We start from the raw sequence: 20,679 nt of genomic DNA on the forward strand, positions 1-20,679 counted from the left end.
TAACCGATAAAAAAGAGTCCCTGTTGGGCTCTTTTTTATCGGTTGTCGTTGAATCGATAAGCACGAAAGGTCAACAGACCCTAATAAATATGAAAATAAACCGAGATTCCTATGATTGAACGCTTATTTGAGAAAACGCGCTTTTTAGTCCTCGCCGTCGTGGTGGTTAGTTTTTGTGCTGCAATTATTTTGTACTGCACCATAGTAATGATTATGTTTGGAGTGGTGATGGATATTTTTAATTCTATTCACTTTAGTGAAACGGGGGGAAAGCTTTTAGTTGTTAAGCTTTTAAAAATTCTAGATATTTCTTTAATTGCTATCACATTTCAACTGATTTCTGTTGGCCTATATCGATTGTTTATCCGTCCCTCGGCTTTAGAAAATAGTGCATTTTTGAGCGCACTCACGATCAAGAATTTTCATGATTTAAAAATCACTTTATTACAAGTTTCTGTGGTGATTATGGTTATTCTGTTTTTAGAGCACTTAGTTGAAGTGGGGGCGAGCATTGAAACGCTTTATCTCGGAGCTGGAATTAGCCTAGTAATTTTTTCTGCGATCGGAGCGTGGAAAATGATGAGATAAGGGCTGAGTGATGGATCACAACTGTAAGCAAATCATGTGTATTTTAGTTACGATAGCAACAATACTCTAAATTAGTATTAACTAATAACATTGGGGGATAGGATGAAACCAAAAGTACATGGGTTTTTCGATCCAAACACTTTTACTTATAGCTACCTTGTCATTGATCCGAGTTCTCAACATTGTGCTGTGGTGGATGCTGTTCTGGATTATGATCCAGCTTCTGGGCGCACATCATATCAGTCTGCGGATAAATTGATTGCGTTTATAAAGCAGCACCAGTTGTCCGTCGAGTGGATTTTAGAAACCCACGTCCATGCTGATCACCTCAGTGCGGCACCATACATTAAACAACAGGTCGGGGGTACTTTAGCGATTGGGAAAAATATTACCATCGTACAAAATACGTTTGGTAAGCTATTTAACGCAGGTTCAGACTTTTGTATGGACGGTAGCCAATTTGATCACCTATTTGCTGATCAGGAAAGATTCACCTTAGGCTCGATAACCGCTATCGCTATCCATACCCCAGGGCATACCCCGGCCTGTATGACTTATGTCATTGGTGATAGTGCCTTTGTGGGCGACACATTATTTATGCCAGATTATGGAACGGCACGTTGTGATTTCCCCGGCGGTGACGCTCAAACGTTGTACCAGTCGATTCAAAAGCTCTTTACTCTACCCGATCAAACCCGAGTTTTTATGTGTCATGATTATAAAGCTCCTGGACGGGAGGATTTCCAATTTCAAACCACAATAGGTGAAGAACGTTTGCATAATATTCATGTTAAACAAGGTATCAGTGAACAACAGTTTGTAGCGATGCGGCAAGCTCGAGATGCGACACTAACAATGCCGACCCTTATTCTGCCCTCTGTACAAGTGAATATGAGAGCAGGCGCTTTACCATCCGCTGAAGCCAATGGGATTCAATACCTTAAAATTCCATTGAATGCCATTTAATGGCTAAGGACTAGGCTTATGCTGACATTGATTTCGTTAACTGATCAAGTGGCTGTTGCGCCACAAATATCACCGATAGACATGCAAGACATTGCAAGGTTAGGCTTTAAATCCGTGATCAACAATCGACCAGATGAAGAAGAAGTTGGCCAACCTTTAAATCGGAAGATTGAGCAAGAAGCAAGAAAATACCAACTGAACTATTATCATCAACCTGTTATCTCTGGCCAGATCACCGCTCAACAAGTCGAGATGTTTACCGATTTATTAGCACAATGCCCTAAGCCTGTGTTGGCTTTTTGTCGTACAGGTACCCGTTGTTGTATGTTGTGGTGTATGAGCAGTGAAGATGAGATGACTCTGGCAGAGCGCGTCGCTTATGCAAAAGAAAAAGGTTTTAATTTCAGTTCATTACTTGAAAAAGATCAGTAAATATAGAGCACTATCTTAGTGCTGGCGAACAAAAAGCTGTGGCTGAAAACCACAGCGATGCAGGTTTACTGTACTATACCCTTCCTACTTGAAGCTGCAGGGGGGGGGTGGCTACCTTCTTTCACCCCAATCACATAGCCTGTCTATGCTCATGGGGATTCACTCACTTGCCGCCTACCTGCAACTCCAAGTTGTTTGGGTATATCTCGTATCTTAATTTCTTCTCTACTTGTTTCTTTGAAGGTTATTTAACGCTAAATTGCCTCACTAATCGTTGTAAACTTTCGAGACGATTGACTAGCGCATCGGTTCTCGTCACCGAAGAGGAAGACAATAACTGCGTTGATTGAATCGCCTCTTTCATTCGGAAAACATGTTCATTCATCGCTTGAGTTACTTGTACTTGCTCAGAAATCGCTTGTGAAGTCTGTGCACTTTGCTCACCAATCGAAGTTAGATCGCCGACAATCGCTGCAAAGGACGCTTTACTTTGCTGCGATTTCATCACGCATTGTTCAGAAGATTGGATACCATTATTCATTAAGTTGCCAGTTTGATTCACGGCAGTTTGTAATCGTTCTATTTTTTTATGAATCTCTTCAACAGAACAACTGGTCTTACTAGAAAGGGCGCGAACTTCATCAGCCACCACCGCAAAGCCACGCCCATGTTCGCCAGCTCGAGCCGCTTCAATCGCGGCATTCAAGGCGAGTAAATTAGTTTGTTCTGCAATACCTTGAATCATTTCAAGAATGGTTTCAATGCCGTTGACATCCGTATAAAGTTGTTCCAAAGCAGCTTTCGATTGATCCAAATGATGGCTCAGTTCACGAACGGTCTCTACCGCTTCATCAATGGTTTGTTCACCTTCACGGGCTTTTGTGCGCGCATGGTTTACAAACTCTGCACTATGTCTGGCTTGCTCAGCCACTTCATCAATTGAGGCCAGCATCTCTTCAGCTGAAACCGCCATGGCATCTGTGGCGATATTTTGCTCACTCAGTTCACGATCAATGGATTGGCAGTTGAGCATCTCTTCATTCGCTGATTGAAGCAGTGCCGTCGCGGTTTCATTAGCGCGAGCTGTCGCTGCCCTTAACTCGGCTCGCTTCATTAATAATGTCAGTTCAATCCGTGATACATCATCACAATAACCTGTATATGGTTGTTCCATCAAAGGGTTATCGTAGTCCTGTTTTGCTAATCCATTAATTACCTTTAGACGTTTGTGAAGGGTAAACAAGAGTGCGAATTGCAATAGCGAGAGAGATATCAATGTACTAAACAGTATCGTGTCAGAGATCGGTAGAATGCTAAAAGCCGCAATCATGATCAGTTCTGCAGCCACTACCCCTAAAGAGAGTGTCATCCATTTCATGCGGCGTATGGCGACTTTTCCATGGTGAAGTTTGGCGTACAGCGAATGCGCTCGCGAAATTTGTGCATCCGTAGGCTGGGTTCTAACGGATTGATATTCAAAGACGTTCCCGACTTCATCAAAGATGGGGGTAACAAAAGCAGATACCCAATAATGTCCTGAATCTTTACATTTATTTTTAACTAACCCCATCCAGCTTTTGCCAGATCGAATGTATTCCCATAGCTGGCCAAAAGCCGCTTTAGGCATATCGGCATGCCGCACAACATTGTGAGGATGGTTAACTAGTTCGTCTGGTTGATAACCCGACACCTTACAAAAATCATCATTACAATGAGTAATATAACTGTCAGGAGTTGTAGTGGATATCAGGTTATCCTTGTCTGAAAATCGAACTCTTTTATCTGTCATACACGTCTCTTATTTAATCCATTGATCAGCGTTCTATCAGTTATCAATGCTACCTAATCGATAACTTAATCAACAAAGATGGCTACATTACCAGACATTAGTTACAACAGTTTGATATGTATCATTAAGTGCTGCTGAAATGATGCATAATAAAACCTTGGCAGATAAAGTGAGGGTTAATTCGTTAATTTTCTTTTCACTTTCTTGGAACTATTTTTTCATCAGTTTCGCTAAGTCAGCAAAGGGATTATAGGTTGCGCTTTTATGCTCGTCTAATCGTGCGACGGGATCAACGCCATAACGCTCATGTTCTGTGTATTTTGAATGTTCATGATCATGACAATATAAACATAATAGCTCCCAGTTACTGCCATCTTCAGGATTATTTGTGTGATCGTGGTCTTTATGGTGGACGGTTAATTCTCGCAAATTTGAATACACAAATTCACGGGCACATTTACCACACACCCATGGATAAAGTTTTAGCGCTTTCTCGCGGTAGCCGCTCTCTTTACGGGCATATTCGGCACTTGAGCCATAAAAATCGGATGACATTGTATTTCCAGTCAGTAGTTAAAGATATCAATATTAAAGACGAAAATGACTAAATTAGCAAAGACTACAGAGGAAAAGAACACCTATATCATATACCCAAACCACTTGGAGTTACAGGTTGGAGCAAGTGAGTTTTCATGAGCATAAACAGACAAGGTGATTGAGGTGAACGAACGTAGCTAACATTGCTGCAAAAATTAGCTCGAAAGGTCAACAGACCCTAGCGCTAAGATAATAAAAAGGCCACCGTTAAGGTCGCCTTGATTTACGTTAGTTGATTTGCACTTAAGCCGTTATTCTTTCAGAGAGTAAGTTTGATTTTTCAACTTCCTCTGCAAGTTCGTTTATACAAAAATTGATGTAGTAAATGTTAAAAAAGAAGGTATAAAACGAGTTCATCGAATAATCTATTTTATGATCATTTAACATCATTTTTTGCAAGGCCTTTTTGGCTTTAAAAGCCCAAACAATATAAAAAATGCTAGATATAATACTTAAAAGACCACCTAAAACTTCTAGATCTGGTGTCGATGAAAAAACGGAAGACCAACCAATTAATGCAGCTAAGACAATAATAACACGATGATCAAGAATTTTCTGTTCTAAAGTATCTTCAATAACACTATTATTTTTAAATAACCACATTATATTGAAAATACCCAAAGTCACAATTGATAGTAAAACAAAATTTAATGTTTTAGTGTTTACTTTATTTTTTAATAGATTTGCTTTCATTTATTTAAGTCCATATACATTAACATAAAATTCTTTTCCATTATCGGTCATCTCTACGGTGTAAGTAATAGGAATCTCGCTGGAATTTCCTGTGTTGCGAGCATGAATCTCAAGCTGTGCAGCACATTCAAATGCTCCTGTTTTATCATTTTTATCAGTTGTTCTTATTGCATTTACAGAATATGAGAACATTTTTCCAGCATTTGAGCCTAACTGGTTGATCATTTCATCATTAGCGATTTGCTTGATGAGATCGGTTGTTTCAGAATCGCCACACTTAGGAACAGAAGGCGAGCATCCTCCTAAAAGGAACACTAAGGGCAGTGCTAATATTATTTGTTTCATTTAATCGTACTTTGTTACATTGTGTTAAGTTGCTCATTTTATACTAACTTAGTGGAATAGGGTATCGTCACATATTATTTTTTTATGATTTTGATCGATTTTGGTGATTCATGCTAGAGAGTATACCCAAACAACTTGGAGTTGCAGGTAGGCGGCCAATGAGTGACAAATTTGTCTGGAACAAATTTGAACAGGCGAAGGAAACGAAAAAACCGCTGTAAGAACAGCGGTTTCATCTTTAAAAGTGGCGGAGAGATAGGGATTTGAACCCTAGGATAGCTATTAACCATCGCCGGTTTTCAAGACCGGTGCTTTCAACCACTCAGCCATCTCTCCGTGTGGCGCGAATAATATAAGGCTTCTTAGTACTTGTAAAGCCCTTTATATTTCAACTGCGCAAAATACAAACAAAGGTAAGCATGATTTAATTTAATGTTAAAAACAAAGAGTTAATCTGGTGATGATTCAGGAAGCTTTTACCACATTAAATCATCTGGAACGACAAAATCAGCATATGGATCATCTTCATCATGGGGTTGTTTATCTTCTTCAGGTAATGGAATGATGCTGTGTTCATCTCGTTGCCAAATTTTTTGTGCCACGATATTTGGGATGATGGCATAACCCTCTTCATAACGCGCAATAGCAAGATGTCCTTTACTCAATTGGTCTTGGGTTTGTTTATCGACATACAACTTTTTAACTAGGTTGCCATCGGTAAAGTGATACTGAATATCGCCATTATTATGCGGCAATTTATTCATCTCAATCAGTTGCTTGACTTGAGCACGGATCTCTTTAGTTAATAGCTGCTCTTTTTGCTGTTTATTGAACTCCTTATCACGTTCGAGTTGCTCTTGTTTGCTGGCTTCAACCGCCGCTTTTACCTCTCGAGCTTGAAGGCGTGATTTCTTGGATCCTTTTTTAGCCTTTTTTAATTTTTTTTCGTTAACAAGGCCGGCTTTGAGCATTTGCTCTTGAAGAGATAGTCGTGTCATGATCTGTTCCACTCAATAAATAATGCTAAGTGTACCGACTCGTTGTCAGCAAAGAAAGAGGTGAGGGGGCGAATGAGAACGCTTTTATAGGGTCAGGAATGCTTACGCCAATAGCAGTAACATACCACCAACTTTTGCCGCTGCGGAAAGATATTTCCCTGCGGTGTAAGGGGTATCGGTCGGTTGCTTCGGCTGTTTCGGATGATCCATACCTAATGCTCCATGCGTAAAGGCTTCCACTTTGTCACCGACGGTTTTCGATTTTAGTTGTTCAGTTTGACTTTCCTCATCGAGTGCCTTTAGGGCAGCCAGTAAGGCTTTCCCTTCTTCGGATAAAGTAACTTTTGTTGCCTCAGTTTGGGAAGGCGAGGGCTCTTTTGCTGTCGTATCAGGCGATATTTGTGGTGAAGGTGAACCGACACTATTCGGCGTATAGTGAGCGGTAGTTCCAGTACTAACAGGATTCATGTTGGTTCTCCTTATTCAGCACAGCAGACCTTTGCCGGAGTATGGAAAGGTGTTGCCTTCCTTTGCCCTTAGATAGCAATAATATCGGCCATTATTCTAAAAACTTTTGATTATTTTTAGAACAATGGAAGTTATTTATGAATAAGCAAGGAGTGTGCCTAATTTTTTACAAGAACCATCATGAGCCCTAAATCGTGTCTTTATCGTTTACAGGACTGCTTTCGGTATACTCGGATCATAAAATCAGCTTCACAGGTAAACTGCGGAGTTTGTTTTAGTTCTTCTCTTAGGGCATCTGTCGCGCGCCAAGCGAAAGGCGTCATTTGTAGCAGATCAACAGCTTCAGAGCCTGATAAGGACATGGTGTAATGCAGTGGTTGCTGGTGTTCTAGGTTAAACCCGGTGAGCCGTTCTGGCGTTTCATCATGCAGTTGAACGTGTTGGTAAATTTTTTCTTTCAACTGGTAGAGGTGGCGGCCAGCAGGCGTTACCGTGATGACGACTCCGTTATCCATGAGCACTCGGTCAAGCTCTTCCTCCTTACAAGGGGCATATATGCGTAAAATGGCATCCAGTGATTGGTTGGCAAAAGGAAGGCGGTGGCTAGAAGCGACAGCAAAATTGACTGTTGGGTAGCATTTAGCCGCATAGCGAATGGCGGTTTTGGAAATATCGATCCCATAAGTTGTCGCATTCGGGGCATGCGCTTGAATAGCGGCGGCAATATAGTCGGTGTAATAACCTTCACCACATCCAATATCCAGGACTCGATAGGCAGTATTGGTTAACGCTTCAATACATAAGTTGCTGACCGCTTCCCGCATGGGGTGGTAATGATGGCCTTGTAAGAAGCGACGTCTTGCTTGCATCATCTCCTTATTATCACCAGGATCTTTAGAACGTTTATGATGCGCTGGCATTAAGTTGACATAACCTTCTTTGGCAACATCAAATTGATGTCGATTATCACAGCAGTAGCTCTGTTCTTGTAAATGTAGGGCGTGATGGCAAAGGGGGCAGAGGTAAGCCATAGGGATCCAATAATCAGCAAAAAGAGAGGCTAAGTTTAACGGTAAGCGAACGAAATAAAAAGGACAGCGAATGCTGTCCCCCACATTATTGAACCGATAATTTTATTGAACGGATAATTTTGTTGAAAGCTGATGATGCTCGCCAGGTTGTAGTATTTTTCCCTCTTCTAATTGATTGGCATGCCATGTTGATTCGACACATAGCATCGTCTGGTAGCCTTCGTCATTCATATCAGCCATTGCTTGTGCGCCTTGCGCCCAAGGGTTCCACAAGACGGCTGAATTATGGCCTTGATTTTCAACCACTAAAGTTCGGTTAAATACAGGGTCTGCGACCCGAATTTGTGCTTCCGGCTGTGTATATACCCGGTCAATGGTCTCTGTGAGAATCAGGTTATCTGGGCCTGCCGTTTTTTGTCCATGGTTAAGACTGTCGAGGTATTCAGGCCCCATGCCCGTGGTTTGCGTTTGACGAATATCGCCCACCTTTAAATAGCTGTGTAAGGCACCAGAGAAAGCCCAAGCTTCTTGATCGGTATTGAGCACATCAAGGGTAACTTGTAAGGTATCACTCACTTCGATCAATAAGCGAATTTGAAACTGGTGGGGCCAGATTGCCAGCGTTTGCTCTGAGGTTTCCAGACCGAGAGAAATAATTACCCCTTGCTCATTTTCTCGATGTTCAACTAATGTCCATTCTGTGGAACGAGCAAACCCGTGTGCGGGTGCTGCGATTCGACCAAACCACGGCCAACAAATCGGAATACCACCTCGTAGCGCTGCTTTACCATCAAAGAGGGCATGCTCACTCATCCAGAGCAAATCGGGTTGACCTGTCGGTTGAAAAGAAAGGACATGACCACCGTGTAGAGCAATACCAGCCACCGCTTTATCGTGGATAACACGAACAATTTTGACGTTATCTTTTTCTACAATGGTCACACAGTCGGAGAGTACCGTTAAAGTGGGGAGTTTTTTTAAATCCATATCTAGCTCCTGAAGTTGTAATTTTTGTGTTCTAATGGCTCTCTTTCAGATAAGCAAAAAGGCGACACAAAGGCCGCCTTTCTTCTCAACGAATTTCTTCGCTAATCGTCACATTATTTAGAGATATGAGAGATTAGGTCTAGAACTTTGTTTGAGTAACCGATTTCGTTATCGTACCAAGATACCACTTTAACGAATTTGTCAGTAAGTGCGATACCAGCCGCAGCATCAAAGATTGATGTGCGAGTGTCACCGTTGAAGTCAGTTGATACAACTGCATCTTCAGTGTAACCCAGTACGCCAGCTAGAGCACCTTCAGAAGCGGCTTTCATTGCTGCTTTGATTTCTTCATAAGAAGCTGGTTTTTCTAGGTTAACAGTTAGGTCAACAACTGAAACGTTAGCCGTTGGTACGCGGAAAGCCATACCAGTTAGTTTACCGTTTAGTTCAGGAAGAACAACGCCTACCGCTTTAGCAGCACCAGTTGAAGATGGGATGATGTTTTGAGCTGCACCACGACCACCGCGCCAGTCTTTTGCTGAAGGGCCATCAACTGTTTTTTGAGTTGCAGTTGTTGCGTGAACAGTTGTCATTAGACCTGATTCGATACCGAAGTTATCGTTCAGAACTTTAGCGATAGGTGCTAGGCAGTTAGTTGTACAAGATGCGTTAGAAACGATGTCTTGTCCTGCATAAGTTTCGTGGTTTACACCCATAACGAACATTGGAGTTTTGTCTTTAGAAGGACCAGTCAAAACTACTTTTTTCGCGCCTGCTTCGATGTGTTTACGAGCAGTTTCGTCAGTTAGGAATAGACCTGTTGCTTCAGCAACTACGTCAACACCGATTTCGCCCCATTTAAGATCTGCTGGGTTGCGCTCTGCTGTTACGCGAACAGTTTTACCGTTAACGATCAGGTTACCGTCTTTCACTTCAACAGTACCGTTGAAACGGCCGTGAGTTGAGTCGTATTTTAGCATGTACGCCATGTATTCAACGTCGATCAGATCGTTGATACCTACAACTTCGATGTCGTTACGCTCTTGTGCTGCACGGAATACGAAACGGCCGATACGGCCAAAACCGTTAATACCTACTTTGATAGTCATTATAGTTGCTCCACAACTTAATTTCTGATTAAAGATAACTGGTAGTAAAATTACAGAATCCAGTAAATGTCTGCAACAGATAATCGGACTTAACTTGTTTAAAGTCAAAAAAAAGCAGCGTTTTTTTTAACAATCCGTTGCAACTGGTTAATATTTACCCCGGGTGCTGATTTTTATCTCTACCAATCGACGTAAAATAAAGCTCAGCCACTGATTACGCTGACTGTTGCTCTCTCGATAGGAAAGTATGTGCTACAAGGTGTAGAATAAGCAAGTTTTCTATAAAAAAGTAAATGTTTCAAGAGGAAAAAGGAGGAGGGCGGTATGACAAAACAAGAAGAAAAATTCGTAAAACCTGATAGTTACTGGCGTGAAGTTCTCAGTGATGAGGCTTATCATGTTTGCCGTCAACAAGGAACCGAAGCGCCATTTAGTGGTCGGTTATTGCACAATAAACAAACCGGTTTATATCACTGTACCTGTTGTGCAACGCCCTTGTTTAGCTCGGAGAATAAGTATGATTCTGGCTGTGGGTGGCCAAGTTTCGATGCGCCACTCGATGAGCATGCGATTTACTATTTAGAGGATCAAAGTCACGGAATGGTACGAACCGAAATTCGCTGTGCGGTCTGTGATAGCCATTTAGGTCACGTATTTCCCGATGGTCCTCAAACCACCGGGGAGCGCTTTTGTGTTAACTCTGTGTCGTTAACTTTCAACAAAAAGTAAAAAATAGCCGATAATTTAAGCATGTCTTGTTAAAAGCTTACAATAGCAGAGTGCGCGATGATCAATGGGAGATTAACCGATCCGTAAATTCACCGCGCCGGATGGCTTTGGTTAATTGGTTGGCTAAATTGTCCAATCGCGTGAAGGTGTCTTCACTAAATGGATACATCAGTCTAAGCTCTGCTTGAGAGGCAATTTGAACCCCAAACTGCTGACCCACCATGGCCCAGAGGTAAGCCTCTTCTTTTTTATTTAATGCTTGATGGGTGCTAGCAAGTGATTGAAATATTTCAGGATTAACCTGTTTTGCGGGGCTGAGTTCTAGGGCTCGAATAAGAAGACGTATTGTTTTCTCTTGATCTCGTGTGGTGTAAAAGGTCGCTAGTGCGTATTGCATGTCGGCCGTTTCGAGTTCTGGCTTGCCTTCTAGTTGTAAGAAATCACGACGAGCTTGTCTATCGCCGGTTTGACTCCATAAAAAATAGAGCGCTTTAGGCGTTCGTATTTGATGTAGTTCTTGAGTGATGCGTTTTAAGTCTTCATTCGAATTGATCAGTGCAGAAAAGCGGCGTTGGTTGAGTTCCGTTTGGTCAATGAGCTGGATTTGAGCCGCGAGCTCTAAGCATTTTTGATAGTCACGGGTTAGCTGATATTCAGTGATTTTATTCTCGACAGTGGGATTAGTGAGTACCTCATAGCGATGCCAGATCAGATCGGTTCGAGCGACTCGGCATTGTCCGTCATTGATGTTTAACCTGTCACACTGTAATGCTGGATTATCTGTGCAGAGTTTATCGGTATTTTTACGGTTTTCTAGACAGCCGCCTAATAGTATAGGCAGTAGTAGTAATAAGGTTTTTATCCAGTTCATAGTCGTAGCTTGTGATCCGATACACTGATTTATTTAGCAACTCTTGACTGACTAGATGGGCTCGCTATGGTGGCTGCAATCTTAGTCATCAAGGAAAAGGTCATGAATGCACATCAGTTGATTGATGCGATTACCCCTGAAGCATATGAGCGTTTACTCTTCGCTGTAGAAACGGGCAAGTGGCCTGAAGGTACACCACTTTCTGCAGCACAGCGAGATTATTGTATGCAAGCTGTGATGCTGTACCAATCAAAGCATAATCATGATGCTGACCATATGAGTATAGCTATTGGTGGAGAAATGGTCTTAAAATCGAAAGCTGAACTAAAAAAACGTTTTCGCACTGAGCAAGAAGACATTGTTCGAGTTAATCCGAATAAAGCGTAAGCCCTCACATCACACTAAGTTAGCGTTTTTAATTTGATAAAAAACCAAGCGTTATCACTCAAAACCCGACAATGCTTTTTGCTTTGTCGGGTGATATTTGTCTGATGATAAAAGTGAAATTAGTCTGACACTGAGGATGGACTAATCTATAAGCTCATTTCTCCGCGCAACACTTGTTGCATTTTTTCTTTCACTTCTTGATACGAGAGGTTCTGGCTAAGTAAAAAGTGCAGTTTAGCCAAAGCTGCCTCTGGGGTCATGTCGTAACCACTAATTACCCCTGACTCAGCCAAGGCGCATCCTGTTGCATATCCTCCCATATTTACTTTCCCAGCCAGACATTGAGTGAGGTTGACGACAATCACCCCGCGTTGAGAGGCATCGTGTAAATGGGCTAATAAATCGGGATTTTGTGGTGCATTACCGACACCAAAGGTGAGTAGGATCATAGCATTAACAGGTTGAAGTAAGGTATTTCTTATTACTTCATGTGAAATGCCGGGATACATCGTAATGACACCGATCGGTTGCGGGGTAATATTATGTACCAAAAACGGCCCCTGAGGCGTTTCGTCGACTTTGACATTGTTACTAATTTGGATATTGATACCCGCTTCTAATAATGGGGGTAAGTTTGGTGAAGTAAAGGCACTAAAACCATCAGCATGTGATTTGGTACTTCGGTTTCCACGCATTAATTGATTATTGAAAAACAGAGTGACTTCATTGATGGGATAGTTTGCTGCAAGGTGTAATGAATTAAGTAAGTTGGCTTGACCATCAGAGCGAATTTCGGCTAGTGGGATTTGTGAGCCAGTGACAATCACGGGCTTACCCAAATTTTCAAACATAAACGATAGGGCTGATGCAGTATACGCCATGGTATCCGTACCATGGAGGATGACAAAACCATCATATTTATCGTAATTATCGCGAATGTCATCAGCAATGATTTGCCAATCTTCTGGTGTCATATCAGAGGAATCAATCAATGGATCGTATTCGTGAATCGTAAATAGCGGCATTTCTGGACGATGGAATTCAGGCATACCTGCCAATTGTTTTTCCATAAATCCAGCGACAGGTACATAACCATGGTCGGATTTGGTCATACCAATAGTACCGCCAGTGTAGGCAATATAAATATGCTTTCTAGTCATAGGGGTATCGCTTATTGTAGGGAACAGACGCAAAATTATAGCGAAAACTTCTGCAATAAAAAGAGGCACAGTCCTAGAAAGTGCCTCTTAATCTATCATGTGGGTAAGCGAGCATTAATCTCGCCGTTTTACTGGCTTTGACACGTTAAACACAGTGCATAATACCCTTTAGGATCATTGAGTTGATTGAGAATAGAGGCATCTTGCATCAATTGCTGTGTTACTGGCTGAAAAACAGCAGGAACCACACTCGCCAAATTGATCTCAAACCTTACCTGTGCCTCGCTTAAGAGACTTTTCAGAAAGCGTTGGGCTGGGCTGAGGGGTTCTTCAACCCAGTAAAGGTTATAGCGTTCGAGTTGGGCTAACTGTGCGGCGATAGCTACCGCATCATCAAAATCACCTAAAGTATCCACCAGACCATACTGCTGGGCATCTTTCGCGGTCCATACATGTCCTTGTGCGACCTTATCAACCGCTGCAAGCGGTAGGTTACGATGTTTACTGACCAACGTAATGAAGCGTTGGTAGCCATTTTCGATCCCCATTTGGATCGCATCTTTCACATTTTCGTCCAATCCGCGGGTAATACCAACGCCAGAAAAAGGTGATGTACCGACGCCATCGGTATAAATGCCCAGTTTATTTAGTCCTTTTTCAAAAGTCGTGATCACACTAAAAATCCCGATAGAACCGGTTAAGGTGGTGGGCTGCGCGACGATTTGATCGGCACTCATTGATATCCAATATCCGCCGGATGCCGCAAGGCTTGACATTGAGGCGACAACCGGTTTTCCAGCCGCTTTCAGCGCGTCTATTTCATTACGAATTACCTCAGATGCAAATGCACTGCCTCCTGGGCTATCGACTCGTAACACGACTGCTTTGACTTTTGCATCATTACGAGCTTGACGCAATAACCCTGCAACGGTATCGCCGCCGACATTACCGCGAGATTGAGTGCCATCCATAATCGCTCCACTGGCAACAATAATCGCAATATCGTCAGCATGACGAATCAAGGTCGGTTTCATCGTATTACGGTAGCGATAGTAGTCAATCGCGTTATAACTGTCTTCACCATTACTGCCAAAAACTTGAGCCAGTTCGTGACGCACCTGTTGTCTCGTTGCTAATTGATCCACTAAACCGAGTGAGAGGGATAAGTCAGCTAAGTTACCGGAAGCATTGCTTAATAATGACAAAAACTCTTCCATGGTCGGGTTCAAACGTTGAGGCTCTAGTTTACGGTTAGCAGCTACATCACTGATATAAGCGCCCCACAATTGACTTAACCATTGACTGGCTGACTCTCTTGCTTGGTCAGACATATCATCTCGGATAAAGGGCTCAACTGCAGATTTATAAGTACCGACACGAAACACATGAGTATTGACGTCGAGTTTTTCTAGTAGGCTTTTGTAGTACAAATTATAGCTACTATAGCCGCGTAACATCACACCGCCATCAGGGGCGAGATAAACTTTATCGGCATAGCTGGCAAGATAATATTGGCTTTGATTATAAAAATCCCCGATCGCATAAACCGGTTTACCCGACGATTTAAATTCATTGATCGCTTTAGCGATATAGCGCAGCTTGGTTAAATTAGTTTCAGGCATCTCTCGTAACGCGAGCACAAGCCCTGTGACACTATCATCATCTTTTGCATAACGAAGTGTATCAACGACATCAAACAAGACATTTTCTCGGGGCATTTCCCGACCAAATAATGAGTCACTGAAAGACTCCATCGGGTTGAGATAAGAGCTTTGTTCAACAATGGGACCGGAGAGGTTAAGCACAAGAGCTGAAGCTTTTTCCACAACAGGCGTTGGAGCGTCGGCACTGAGATACAAAAAGTAAACAATAGCGATGGTTAATAGGAAAATAAGGTTAGTGAGGGCTAAACGGATAAAAGTAATAACTTTCCAAAATCCTTTAAATATCAGCCCAATAAATCGGAATAACTGTCTCATTGTCTCTCCAATGCAACCGTGAATGAGGTCCTGATCATAGTGTGTAACATCCTACGTGATCTGTCATATCCAAACAACAAGATTGATCAGTGTTACAAAAATGTAAACACTTGTTTGATTTTTATGAAGGGCAAGATTATTCTGGTCCGACCATGATGAGACCAACAAAAGTGATGTCGCCTATGTACCCACACTTATTACAGCCATTAGATTTAGGATTTACCCAACTGCGTAATCGCGTGTTGATGGGGTCAATGCATACCGGGCTTGAAGAGCATAAAGAAGGTTTACATAAGTTGGCTGCCTTTTATGAAGAGCGAGCCAAAGGTGGGGTCGGCTTGATTGTAACTGGGGGCTTTTCTCCTAACCTTCGTGGTCGATTGCATCCGCTTAGTGCTGAATTTAGTAAAGCTAAACATGCCAAAGCACACCAAGTCGTGACCGATGCAGTGCACCGCCATGGTGGAAAAATTGCGCTGCAATTACTTCATGCTGGTCGCTATGCCATGCATCCTTTTGCTCAAAGTGCTTCGGCCATAAAAGCGCCTATTGCTAGATTCTCGCCCAGTGAGATGAGTGTCAGACAAATCCGTAAAACGATCGATGCCTTTGCCAATAGTGCTGAACTTGCTCAGCTTGCAGGGTATGACGGTGTCGAAGTGATGGGGTCGGAAGGCTATCTTATCAATCAATTTATTTGTAAGCGAACTAATGTTCGTTACGACGATTGGGGAGGCAGCTATCAAAATCGCATGCGTTTCCCTTTGGCAATTATTCGAGCTATTCGTGCGGCGGTGGGGCCTAACTTTATTATTATTTTCCGTTTATCTATGCTTGATTTGGTCGAGGAGGGCAGTACTTTTGAAGAGGTGGTTGAATTAGCCCAAGCGTTGGAGCAAGCAGGAGTGACCATTATCAATACTGGAATTGGATGGCATGAAGCTCGGATTCCAACAATAGCGACTCAAGTACCGCGAGCGGCGTTTAGCTGGGTGACTGAAAAAATCAAATCACATCTAAGTGTGCCCGTTGTAACCTGTAACCGGATTAATACGCCAGAGCAGGCGGAGAAAATTCTTGCTAGTGGGCAAGCGGATATGGTCTCGATGGCTCGACCATTTTTGGCCGATGCGGAATTTGTCCTCAAAGCTGAGCAAGGGAAAGCCGCCTTGATCAATACCTGTATTGGTTGTAACCAAGCCTGTTTGGATAATATTTTTCAAGCCAAACGTGCTTCTTGCATGGTGAATCCACGTGCTTGTTACGAGACGGAATTAACATCGCAACCGGTTGAGATAAAGAAAAAAATAGCGGTTATCGGAGCTGGGCCAGCAGGGCTTGCTTGTGCGACCACATTGGCTGAACGTGGTCATCAAGTGGATCTATTTGAACGGCATGACCGAATTGGAGGTCAGTTTCGTTTGGCGATGCAAATCCCAGGGAAAGAAGAATTTAGAGAAACCATCCGCTATTTTGCCAATCGAATTGATCAAACGGGAGTACAGTTACACCTAGCCTGCCAAGTTAGCTTCGATATGCTAGCCAACTACGATGAGGTGGTGATGGCCTCCGGTGTTGAACCCAGAAAAGTTCAACTCAATGGTATCACTAATCATGAAAAAGTGATTGATTATCAAACGCTGATTCGTGAAAAACCCCCGGTTGGGCAAAACGTTGCAATTATTGGTGCTGGAGGTATCGGAATAGATGTTGCAACCATGTTAACCGAACCAGAAGAAAATAGCTTAGACGATTGGTTACATGAATGGGGAATAGATAAAGAAATGGCCCATGCTGGAGGGCTATATCCCTACCCTGAGGTATTGAGCGAACAGCAAGTCTGGTTACTACAACGTCGTAAAGGCCGAGTAGGCCGTGGGCCCGGTAAAACGACGGGGTGGATTCATAAACGTACATTAGAAAAACGTGGTGTACATCTGTTAGGTGGTGTCAGTTATGAAAACGTCGATGAAACCGGTTTGAATGTGACTGTGGAAGGAGAGCACCAGCATCTCGCAGTTGACCATATTATTCTCTGTGCAGGGCAAGAATCCGTTCGACCGTTTGAAGAGCAGTGGTCGCAGCTTGGGGATAAGCTGCATGTGATCGGTGGTGCAGATCATGCTGGCGAGCTTGATGCCGTGCGAGCCATTCGTCAAGGGGTAGAGCTTGCGCTAACACTATAAAATGATCTCAGCATCTTAAGGTTGTCTTGATTGATAACGATAGTTTAAACAAGGGCTGAACGAGGCGTCAGCCCTCACTTTTTTCAATGATGCTTGATGAGACGCTATAAAATAACGGTTTTATTACCATAAACAAAAACATGATCGTTAATGACTTTATTGAGCGCTTTACTTAAAACATTTTTTTCAACATCTCGGCCCGCTTGTGCCATATCTTGTGCACTGAAGGTGTGATCAACCGGAATCACATCCTGCTTGATAATTGGGCCTTCGTCTAAGTCATTGGTGACAAAGTGTGCAGTCGCACCAATGATCTTCACGCCACGCTCATAAGCCTGTTGATAAGGTTTCGCACCAATAAAGGCAGGTAAGAAGCTGTGGTGAATATTGATGATTTTGTGGTGGAATTTTTCCACAAACCCTGGCGTCAAAACTCGCATGTATTTTGCGAGTACTAGAAAGTCGGGTTGATAAGGCGTTATCGCTTCCAGCATTTTCTGTTCATGCTCTTGACGATTCAGCCCATCATGTGAAACATGATGGTAAGGAATATCAAATTTCTCGGTTAAATTTTGCAGTTTATCGTAGTTACCAACTACCGCTGCAATTTCAACATCTAGGCTACCATCATAGGTTTTCATGAGAATATCGCCTAAACAGTGTGCTTCCTTGGTCACCAGAATAACGATACGTTTCCGTGCTGAGTCGATCAATTTTCGCTTTGTACCACTCGGTAGCGCGTTGTCCAAGTCTGCAAGCAGCGTGGTGTCGTTGAAATACCCTTCAAGCTCCGTTCGCATAAAAAAATGACCGCTGGTGTTATCTACAAACTCATTGTTATGAATAATATTAAGCTGGTGTTTGTAACAAATATTGGTGATTTTTGAGATCAGGCCTGGGGCATCAATACAATGCGTCAGAAGGGTTTTTCTTTCCATTAATAACTTCCATGAATACTTTTTAGTATAAAAATAAATCGAGGGCAGCCAGAACGGTGATGCAGCCCACACAGTAAGGTCTATAATTAATCTATTATCAAGTGAGATTCAACAACAATCATGGCTAGAAGATAACGGCTTTTTCTTTCGACTCTAAACAGAGCGCACGCTAGGTGGTGTTTATGGATAAAGAATTACTTGCACGTAAATTGTATGTCGAGCGAGTGCATGCTCTTATGGGGGATAATCCAATTGATGAAGCATTACTGGATGCGATGTGGGAAAGCAAAGCCTCTCCAGTTGATGCAGCGAAGGCGATGATGCCTTCTGCGAGTGATGGTTATGATGCACCCGCTTGGTTATCCCGTTACCTCAATCGCAAATAAAATCGCAAATAAAGTTCTCACCTAGTGCGAATGCGATTTGAATTCGCGCTAGGTAGGGAAACCTGCCATAATCGCATCATTCAATACGGCACTTGTTTTTAGGATGATCGCGAAAACTTTTTCTCAACATGGAGCTTTGGGCAAGGCCATTCCTGGCTTTCAAGGGCGTCAAGCACAAGTCGATATGGCAAAAGCGGTCGCTAATGCCATTGAGCAACAATCGCAATTAGTGGTTGAAGCTGGAACAGGAACAGGCAAAACCTTCGCTTATTTAGTGCCAGCCCTACTGAGTGGCAAAAAAATCATCATCAGTACCGGGTCAAAAAACTTACAAGAGCAACTTTTTCATCGTGATTTACCGTTGATGATTAGTGCATTAGGCTTTCATGGCCAAGTGGCGTTACTCAAAGGACGAGCCAATTACCTTTGCCTTGATCGACTTAGCCGCCAGATGATTGAAAGTCATAATAACGGAAGCGATCCGACCTTATTGACTCAACTGGTCAAGGTGCGTAGCTGGTCATCTGAAACGAAAACCGGTGATCTTGGTGAATGCGATGCGCTACCGGAAGACAGCCTTATCATTCCAACCATTACCTCCACCAACGACAACTGCTTAGGAAAAGAGTGCCCAAGCTATCAAGATTGTTTTGTTTCTAAAGCGCGCCGTAAAGCAATGGATGCGGAGATTGTTGTGGTTAACCATCATCTTTTTTTTGCTGATCTTGCTATTAAAGAAACCGGATTTGGTGAATTGATCCCCGAAGCTGACGTGTTTATTTTTGATGAAGCACATCAGCTCCCTGACATTGCCAGCCAGTATTTTGGTCAGTCAGTATCGAGCCGACAAATTCAGGAGTTGGCAAAAGATATTGAAATTAGTTATCGCACCGAAGCTAAAGACATGCGCCAATTGCAGAAAATTGGCGATAAATTACTGCAAAGCGCAATGGACTTACGTATTTTGCTGGGGGATTGCGGATTTCGAGGAAACTGGCGTGATGCGATGGCATCGGTTGCGATCGCTCGGCAAATTGAACGATTACAAGAAAGTTTAGATTTTGCCATTGATGTTCTTAAACTTACTTTAGGACGAAGCCAGTTACTTGATGCGGCATTTGAGCGTGCAAATTCCATTAAAGGTCGAATTGAGCGAGTTTGCGATGTGTCCGTAACAGGATATTCTTATTGGTTTGATACAACCCCGCGTCATTTTAGCCTACACATTACGCCACTATCCGTGGCCGATAAATTTCAAGAACAAATCACTCTCAAAGAGGGCGCGTGGATTTTCACCTCTGCAACCTTAGCGGTGCAAGATGATTTCAGCCATTTTACTCATCGGTTAGGGTTAGAACCCCGTGAGCAGTTCTCTTTACCCAGCCCCTTTGATTACCAGCAGCAAGCTCGTTTATGTGTCCCGCGTTATTTACCGGAACCCAACAGTCCAGGAGTGGCGGATCAATTGGTGCGAATGTTAGCCCCAGTGATTGAACAAAACCAAGGGCGCTGTTTTTTCCTTTGCACCTCTCACAGTATGATGCGGGAATTAGGCGAGCGATTTAGAGCTTGTTTAACCTTGCCAGTATTATTACAAGGGGAAACCAGTAAACAGAAAACCCTAGCGGAATTTATGGAACTAGGTAACGCATTGTTAGTGGCAACCGGCGCATTTTGGGAAGGAATTGATGTTAGAGGCGATACGCTAAGCTGTGTTATTATCGACAAACTTCCGTTTACTGCACCTGATGATCCACTGCTAAAAGCCCGTATTGAAGATTGTCGCTTACGAGGTGGGGACCCATTTGTTCAAGTTCAATTGCCAGAGGCGGTAATTACCTTGAAGCAAGGTGTAGGACGACTCATTCGAGATCAGAAAGATAAAGGCGCATTGATCATTTGTGATAACCGTTTAGTTACTCGTGACTACGGTGGTGTCTTTCTTGCTAGTTTACCACCAATTCCTCGAACTCGAGATTTAGAGGTGGTTAAAGACTTTCTGCAGTCTCAATCAGAAACCGCAATCAATTAGAGAAACAC

At 42.8% G+C, this 20,679-nt stretch carries 21 protein-coding genes and 1 tRNA gene; 8 read left to right on the forward strand and 14 right to left on the reverse strand.

Annotated elements, in window-relative coordinates:
* Positions 1-111 precede the first annotated feature (111 nt).
* The 3 genes from FKN05_RS01275 (at position 112) to FKN05_RS01285 (ending at position 1,986) form a co-directional block, all read left to right on the forward strand.
* Positions 112-588, forward strand: a complete 477-nt coding sequence (locus FKN05_RS01275) for a YqhA family protein (protein ID WP_099611449.1) — start codon at positions 112-114, stop codon at positions 586-588.
* Between the two features lie 102 nt (positions 589-690).
* Positions 691-1,554 carry an MBL fold metallo-hydrolase gene (locus tag FKN05_RS01280; RefSeq protein ID WP_170886652.1) on the forward strand — a complete coding sequence of 288 codons (864 nt, stop codon included), beginning with the start codon at positions 691-693 and terminating at the stop codon, positions 1,552-1,554.
* A gap of 18 nt (positions 1,555-1,572) precedes the next feature.
* A complete protein-coding gene (locus tag FKN05_RS01285; RefSeq protein ID WP_099611447.1) occupies positions 1,573-1,986 on the forward strand; it encodes a protein tyrosine phosphatase family protein in 414 nt (137 codons plus the stop codon).
* 244 nt (positions 1,987-2,230) lie between these two features.
* Here the strand turns inward: FKN05_RS01285 and FKN05_RS01290 are convergent, their stop codons facing one another.
* The 10 genes from FKN05_RS01290 to gap all read right to left on the reverse strand — a co-directional run bounded on the left by FKN05_RS01290 (position 2,231) and on the right by gap (position 10,003).
* The gene (locus FKN05_RS01290) at positions 2,231-3,775 is read right to left on the reverse strand and encodes a methyl-accepting chemotaxis protein (RefSeq protein WP_099611445.1); all 1,545 of its coding nucleotides are present in this window, start codon (positions 3,773-3,775) and stop codon (positions 2,231-2,233) included.
* Between the two features lie 210 nt (positions 3,776-3,985).
* Positions 3,986-4,330, reverse strand: coding sequence for a YajD family HNH nuclease (locus FKN05_RS01295; RefSeq protein ID WP_099611444.1), 345 nt, complete (start codon positions 4,328-4,330; stop codon positions 3,986-3,988).
* A gap of 285 nt (positions 4,331-4,615) precedes the next feature.
* Positions 4,616-5,065, reverse strand: coding sequence for a DUF4234 domain-containing protein (locus tag FKN05_RS01300; RefSeq protein WP_170886653.1), 450 nt, complete (start codon positions 5,063-5,065; stop codon positions 4,616-4,618).
* Positions 5,066-5,410, reverse strand: a complete 345-nt coding sequence (locus tag FKN05_RS01305) for a hypothetical protein (protein WP_099611442.1) — start codon at positions 5,408-5,410, stop codon at positions 5,066-5,068. It lies immediately after the preceding gene.
* Positions 5,411-5,655: 245 nt separating this feature from the next.
* Positions 5,656-5,746, reverse strand: a tRNA-Ser gene (locus FKN05_RS01310).
* Positions 5,747-5,886: 140 nt separating this feature from the next.
* The gene (locus tag FKN05_RS01315; RefSeq protein WP_099611441.1) at positions 5,887-6,408 is read right to left on the reverse strand and encodes a DUF2058 domain-containing protein; all 522 of its coding nucleotides are present in this window, start codon (positions 6,406-6,408) and stop codon (positions 5,887-5,889) included.
* Positions 6,409-6,510: 102 nt separating this feature from the next.
* Positions 6,511-6,876, reverse strand: coding sequence for a hypothetical protein (locus FKN05_RS01320; protein WP_099611440.1), 366 nt, complete (start codon positions 6,874-6,876; stop codon positions 6,511-6,513).
* Between the two features lie 200 nt (positions 6,877-7,076).
* Positions 7,077-7,907 carry a 23S rRNA (guanine(745)-N(1))-methyltransferase gene (gene rlmA, locus FKN05_RS01325; RefSeq protein ID WP_099611439.1) on the reverse strand — a complete coding sequence of 277 codons (831 nt, stop codon included), beginning with the start codon at positions 7,905-7,907 and terminating at the stop codon, positions 7,077-7,079.
* A gap of 102 nt (positions 7,908-8,009) precedes the next feature.
* The gene (locus FKN05_RS01330) at positions 8,010-8,894 is read right to left on the reverse strand and encodes a D-hexose-6-phosphate mutarotase (protein ID WP_099611438.1); all 885 of its coding nucleotides are present in this window, start codon (positions 8,892-8,894) and stop codon (positions 8,010-8,012) included.
* Between the two features lie 113 nt (positions 8,895-9,007).
* Positions 9,008-10,003 (reverse strand): type I glyceraldehyde-3-phosphate dehydrogenase, encoded by a 996-nt coding sequence (gene gap, locus FKN05_RS01335; RefSeq protein ID WP_099611437.1) that lies wholly within the window; start codon positions 10,001-10,003, stop codon positions 9,008-9,010.
* Between the two features lie 324 nt (positions 10,004-10,327).
* Between gap and msrB the strand changes: the two genes are divergently transcribed.
* Positions 10,328-10,732, forward strand: coding sequence for a peptide-methionine (R)-S-oxide reductase MsrB (gene msrB, locus FKN05_RS01340; protein WP_161427509.1), 405 nt, complete (start codon positions 10,328-10,330; stop codon positions 10,730-10,732).
* A gap of 61 nt (positions 10,733-10,793) precedes the next feature.
* On the opposite strand, the gene FKN05_RS01345 is transcribed toward msrB, so the two are convergent.
* Positions 10,794-11,603: a DUF2989 domain-containing protein gene (locus tag FKN05_RS01345; RefSeq protein ID WP_099611435.1), complete on the reverse strand. Its 810-nt coding sequence runs from the start codon at positions 11,601-11,603 to the stop codon at positions 10,794-10,796.
* Between the two features lie 102 nt (positions 11,604-11,705).
* Between FKN05_RS01345 and FKN05_RS01350 the strand changes: the two genes are divergently transcribed.
* Positions 11,706-11,990, forward strand: a complete 285-nt coding sequence (locus tag FKN05_RS01350; RefSeq protein WP_099611434.1) for a YeaC family protein — start codon at positions 11,706-11,708, stop codon at positions 11,988-11,990.
* A 146-nt stretch (positions 11,991-12,136) separates the two neighbouring features.
* Here the strand turns inward: FKN05_RS01350 and ansA are convergent, their stop codons facing one another.
* Positions 12,137-13,150 carry an asparaginase gene (gene ansA, locus FKN05_RS01355; RefSeq protein WP_170886655.1) on the reverse strand — a complete coding sequence of 338 codons (1,014 nt, stop codon included), beginning with the start codon at positions 13,148-13,150 and terminating at the stop codon, positions 12,137-12,139.
* Positions 13,151-13,278: 128 nt separating this feature from the next.
* The gene (gene sppA, locus FKN05_RS01360) at positions 13,279-15,129 is read right to left on the reverse strand and encodes a signal peptide peptidase SppA (protein ID WP_170886657.1); all 1,851 of its coding nucleotides are present in this window, start codon (positions 15,127-15,129) and stop codon (positions 13,279-13,281) included.
* Positions 15,130-15,311: 182 nt separating this feature from the next.
* On the opposite strand from sppA, the gene FKN05_RS01365 reads away from it, so the two are divergent.
* Complete coding sequence (locus tag FKN05_RS01365) at positions 15,312-17,315, forward strand: NADPH-dependent 2,4-dienoyl-CoA reductase (protein WP_170887219.1); 2,004 nt, start codon at positions 15,312-15,314, stop codon at positions 17,313-17,315.
* A 104-nt stretch (positions 17,316-17,419) separates the two neighbouring features.
* Here FKN05_RS01365 and purU read toward each other — a convergent pair whose 3' ends face one another.
* Positions 17,420-18,253, reverse strand: a complete 834-nt coding sequence (purU, locus tag FKN05_RS01370; protein WP_099611432.1) for a formyltetrahydrofolate deformylase — start codon at positions 18,251-18,253, stop codon at positions 17,420-17,422.
* A gap of 182 nt (positions 18,254-18,435) precedes the next feature.
* On the opposite strand from purU, the gene FKN05_RS01375 reads away from it, so the two are divergent.
* Both FKN05_RS01375 and yoaA read left to right on the forward strand, forming a co-directional pair.
* Entirely contained in the window at positions 18,436-18,639 is a 204-nt protein-coding gene (locus FKN05_RS01375) for a hypothetical protein (protein WP_099611431.1), read from the forward strand.
* 103 nt (positions 18,640-18,742) lie between these two features.
* Positions 18,743-20,671, forward strand: coding sequence for a DNA repair helicase YoaA (gene yoaA / locus FKN05_RS01380; protein ID WP_170886659.1), 1,929 nt, complete (start codon positions 18,743-18,745; stop codon positions 20,669-20,671).
* Positions 20,672-20,679 lie beyond the last annotated feature (8 nt).

The organism is Vibrio sp. 1-1(7) (assembly GCF_013048485.1).
Lineage (GTDB): Bacteria > Pseudomonadota > Gammaproteobacteria > Enterobacterales > Vibrionaceae > Vibrio > Vibrio fujianensis.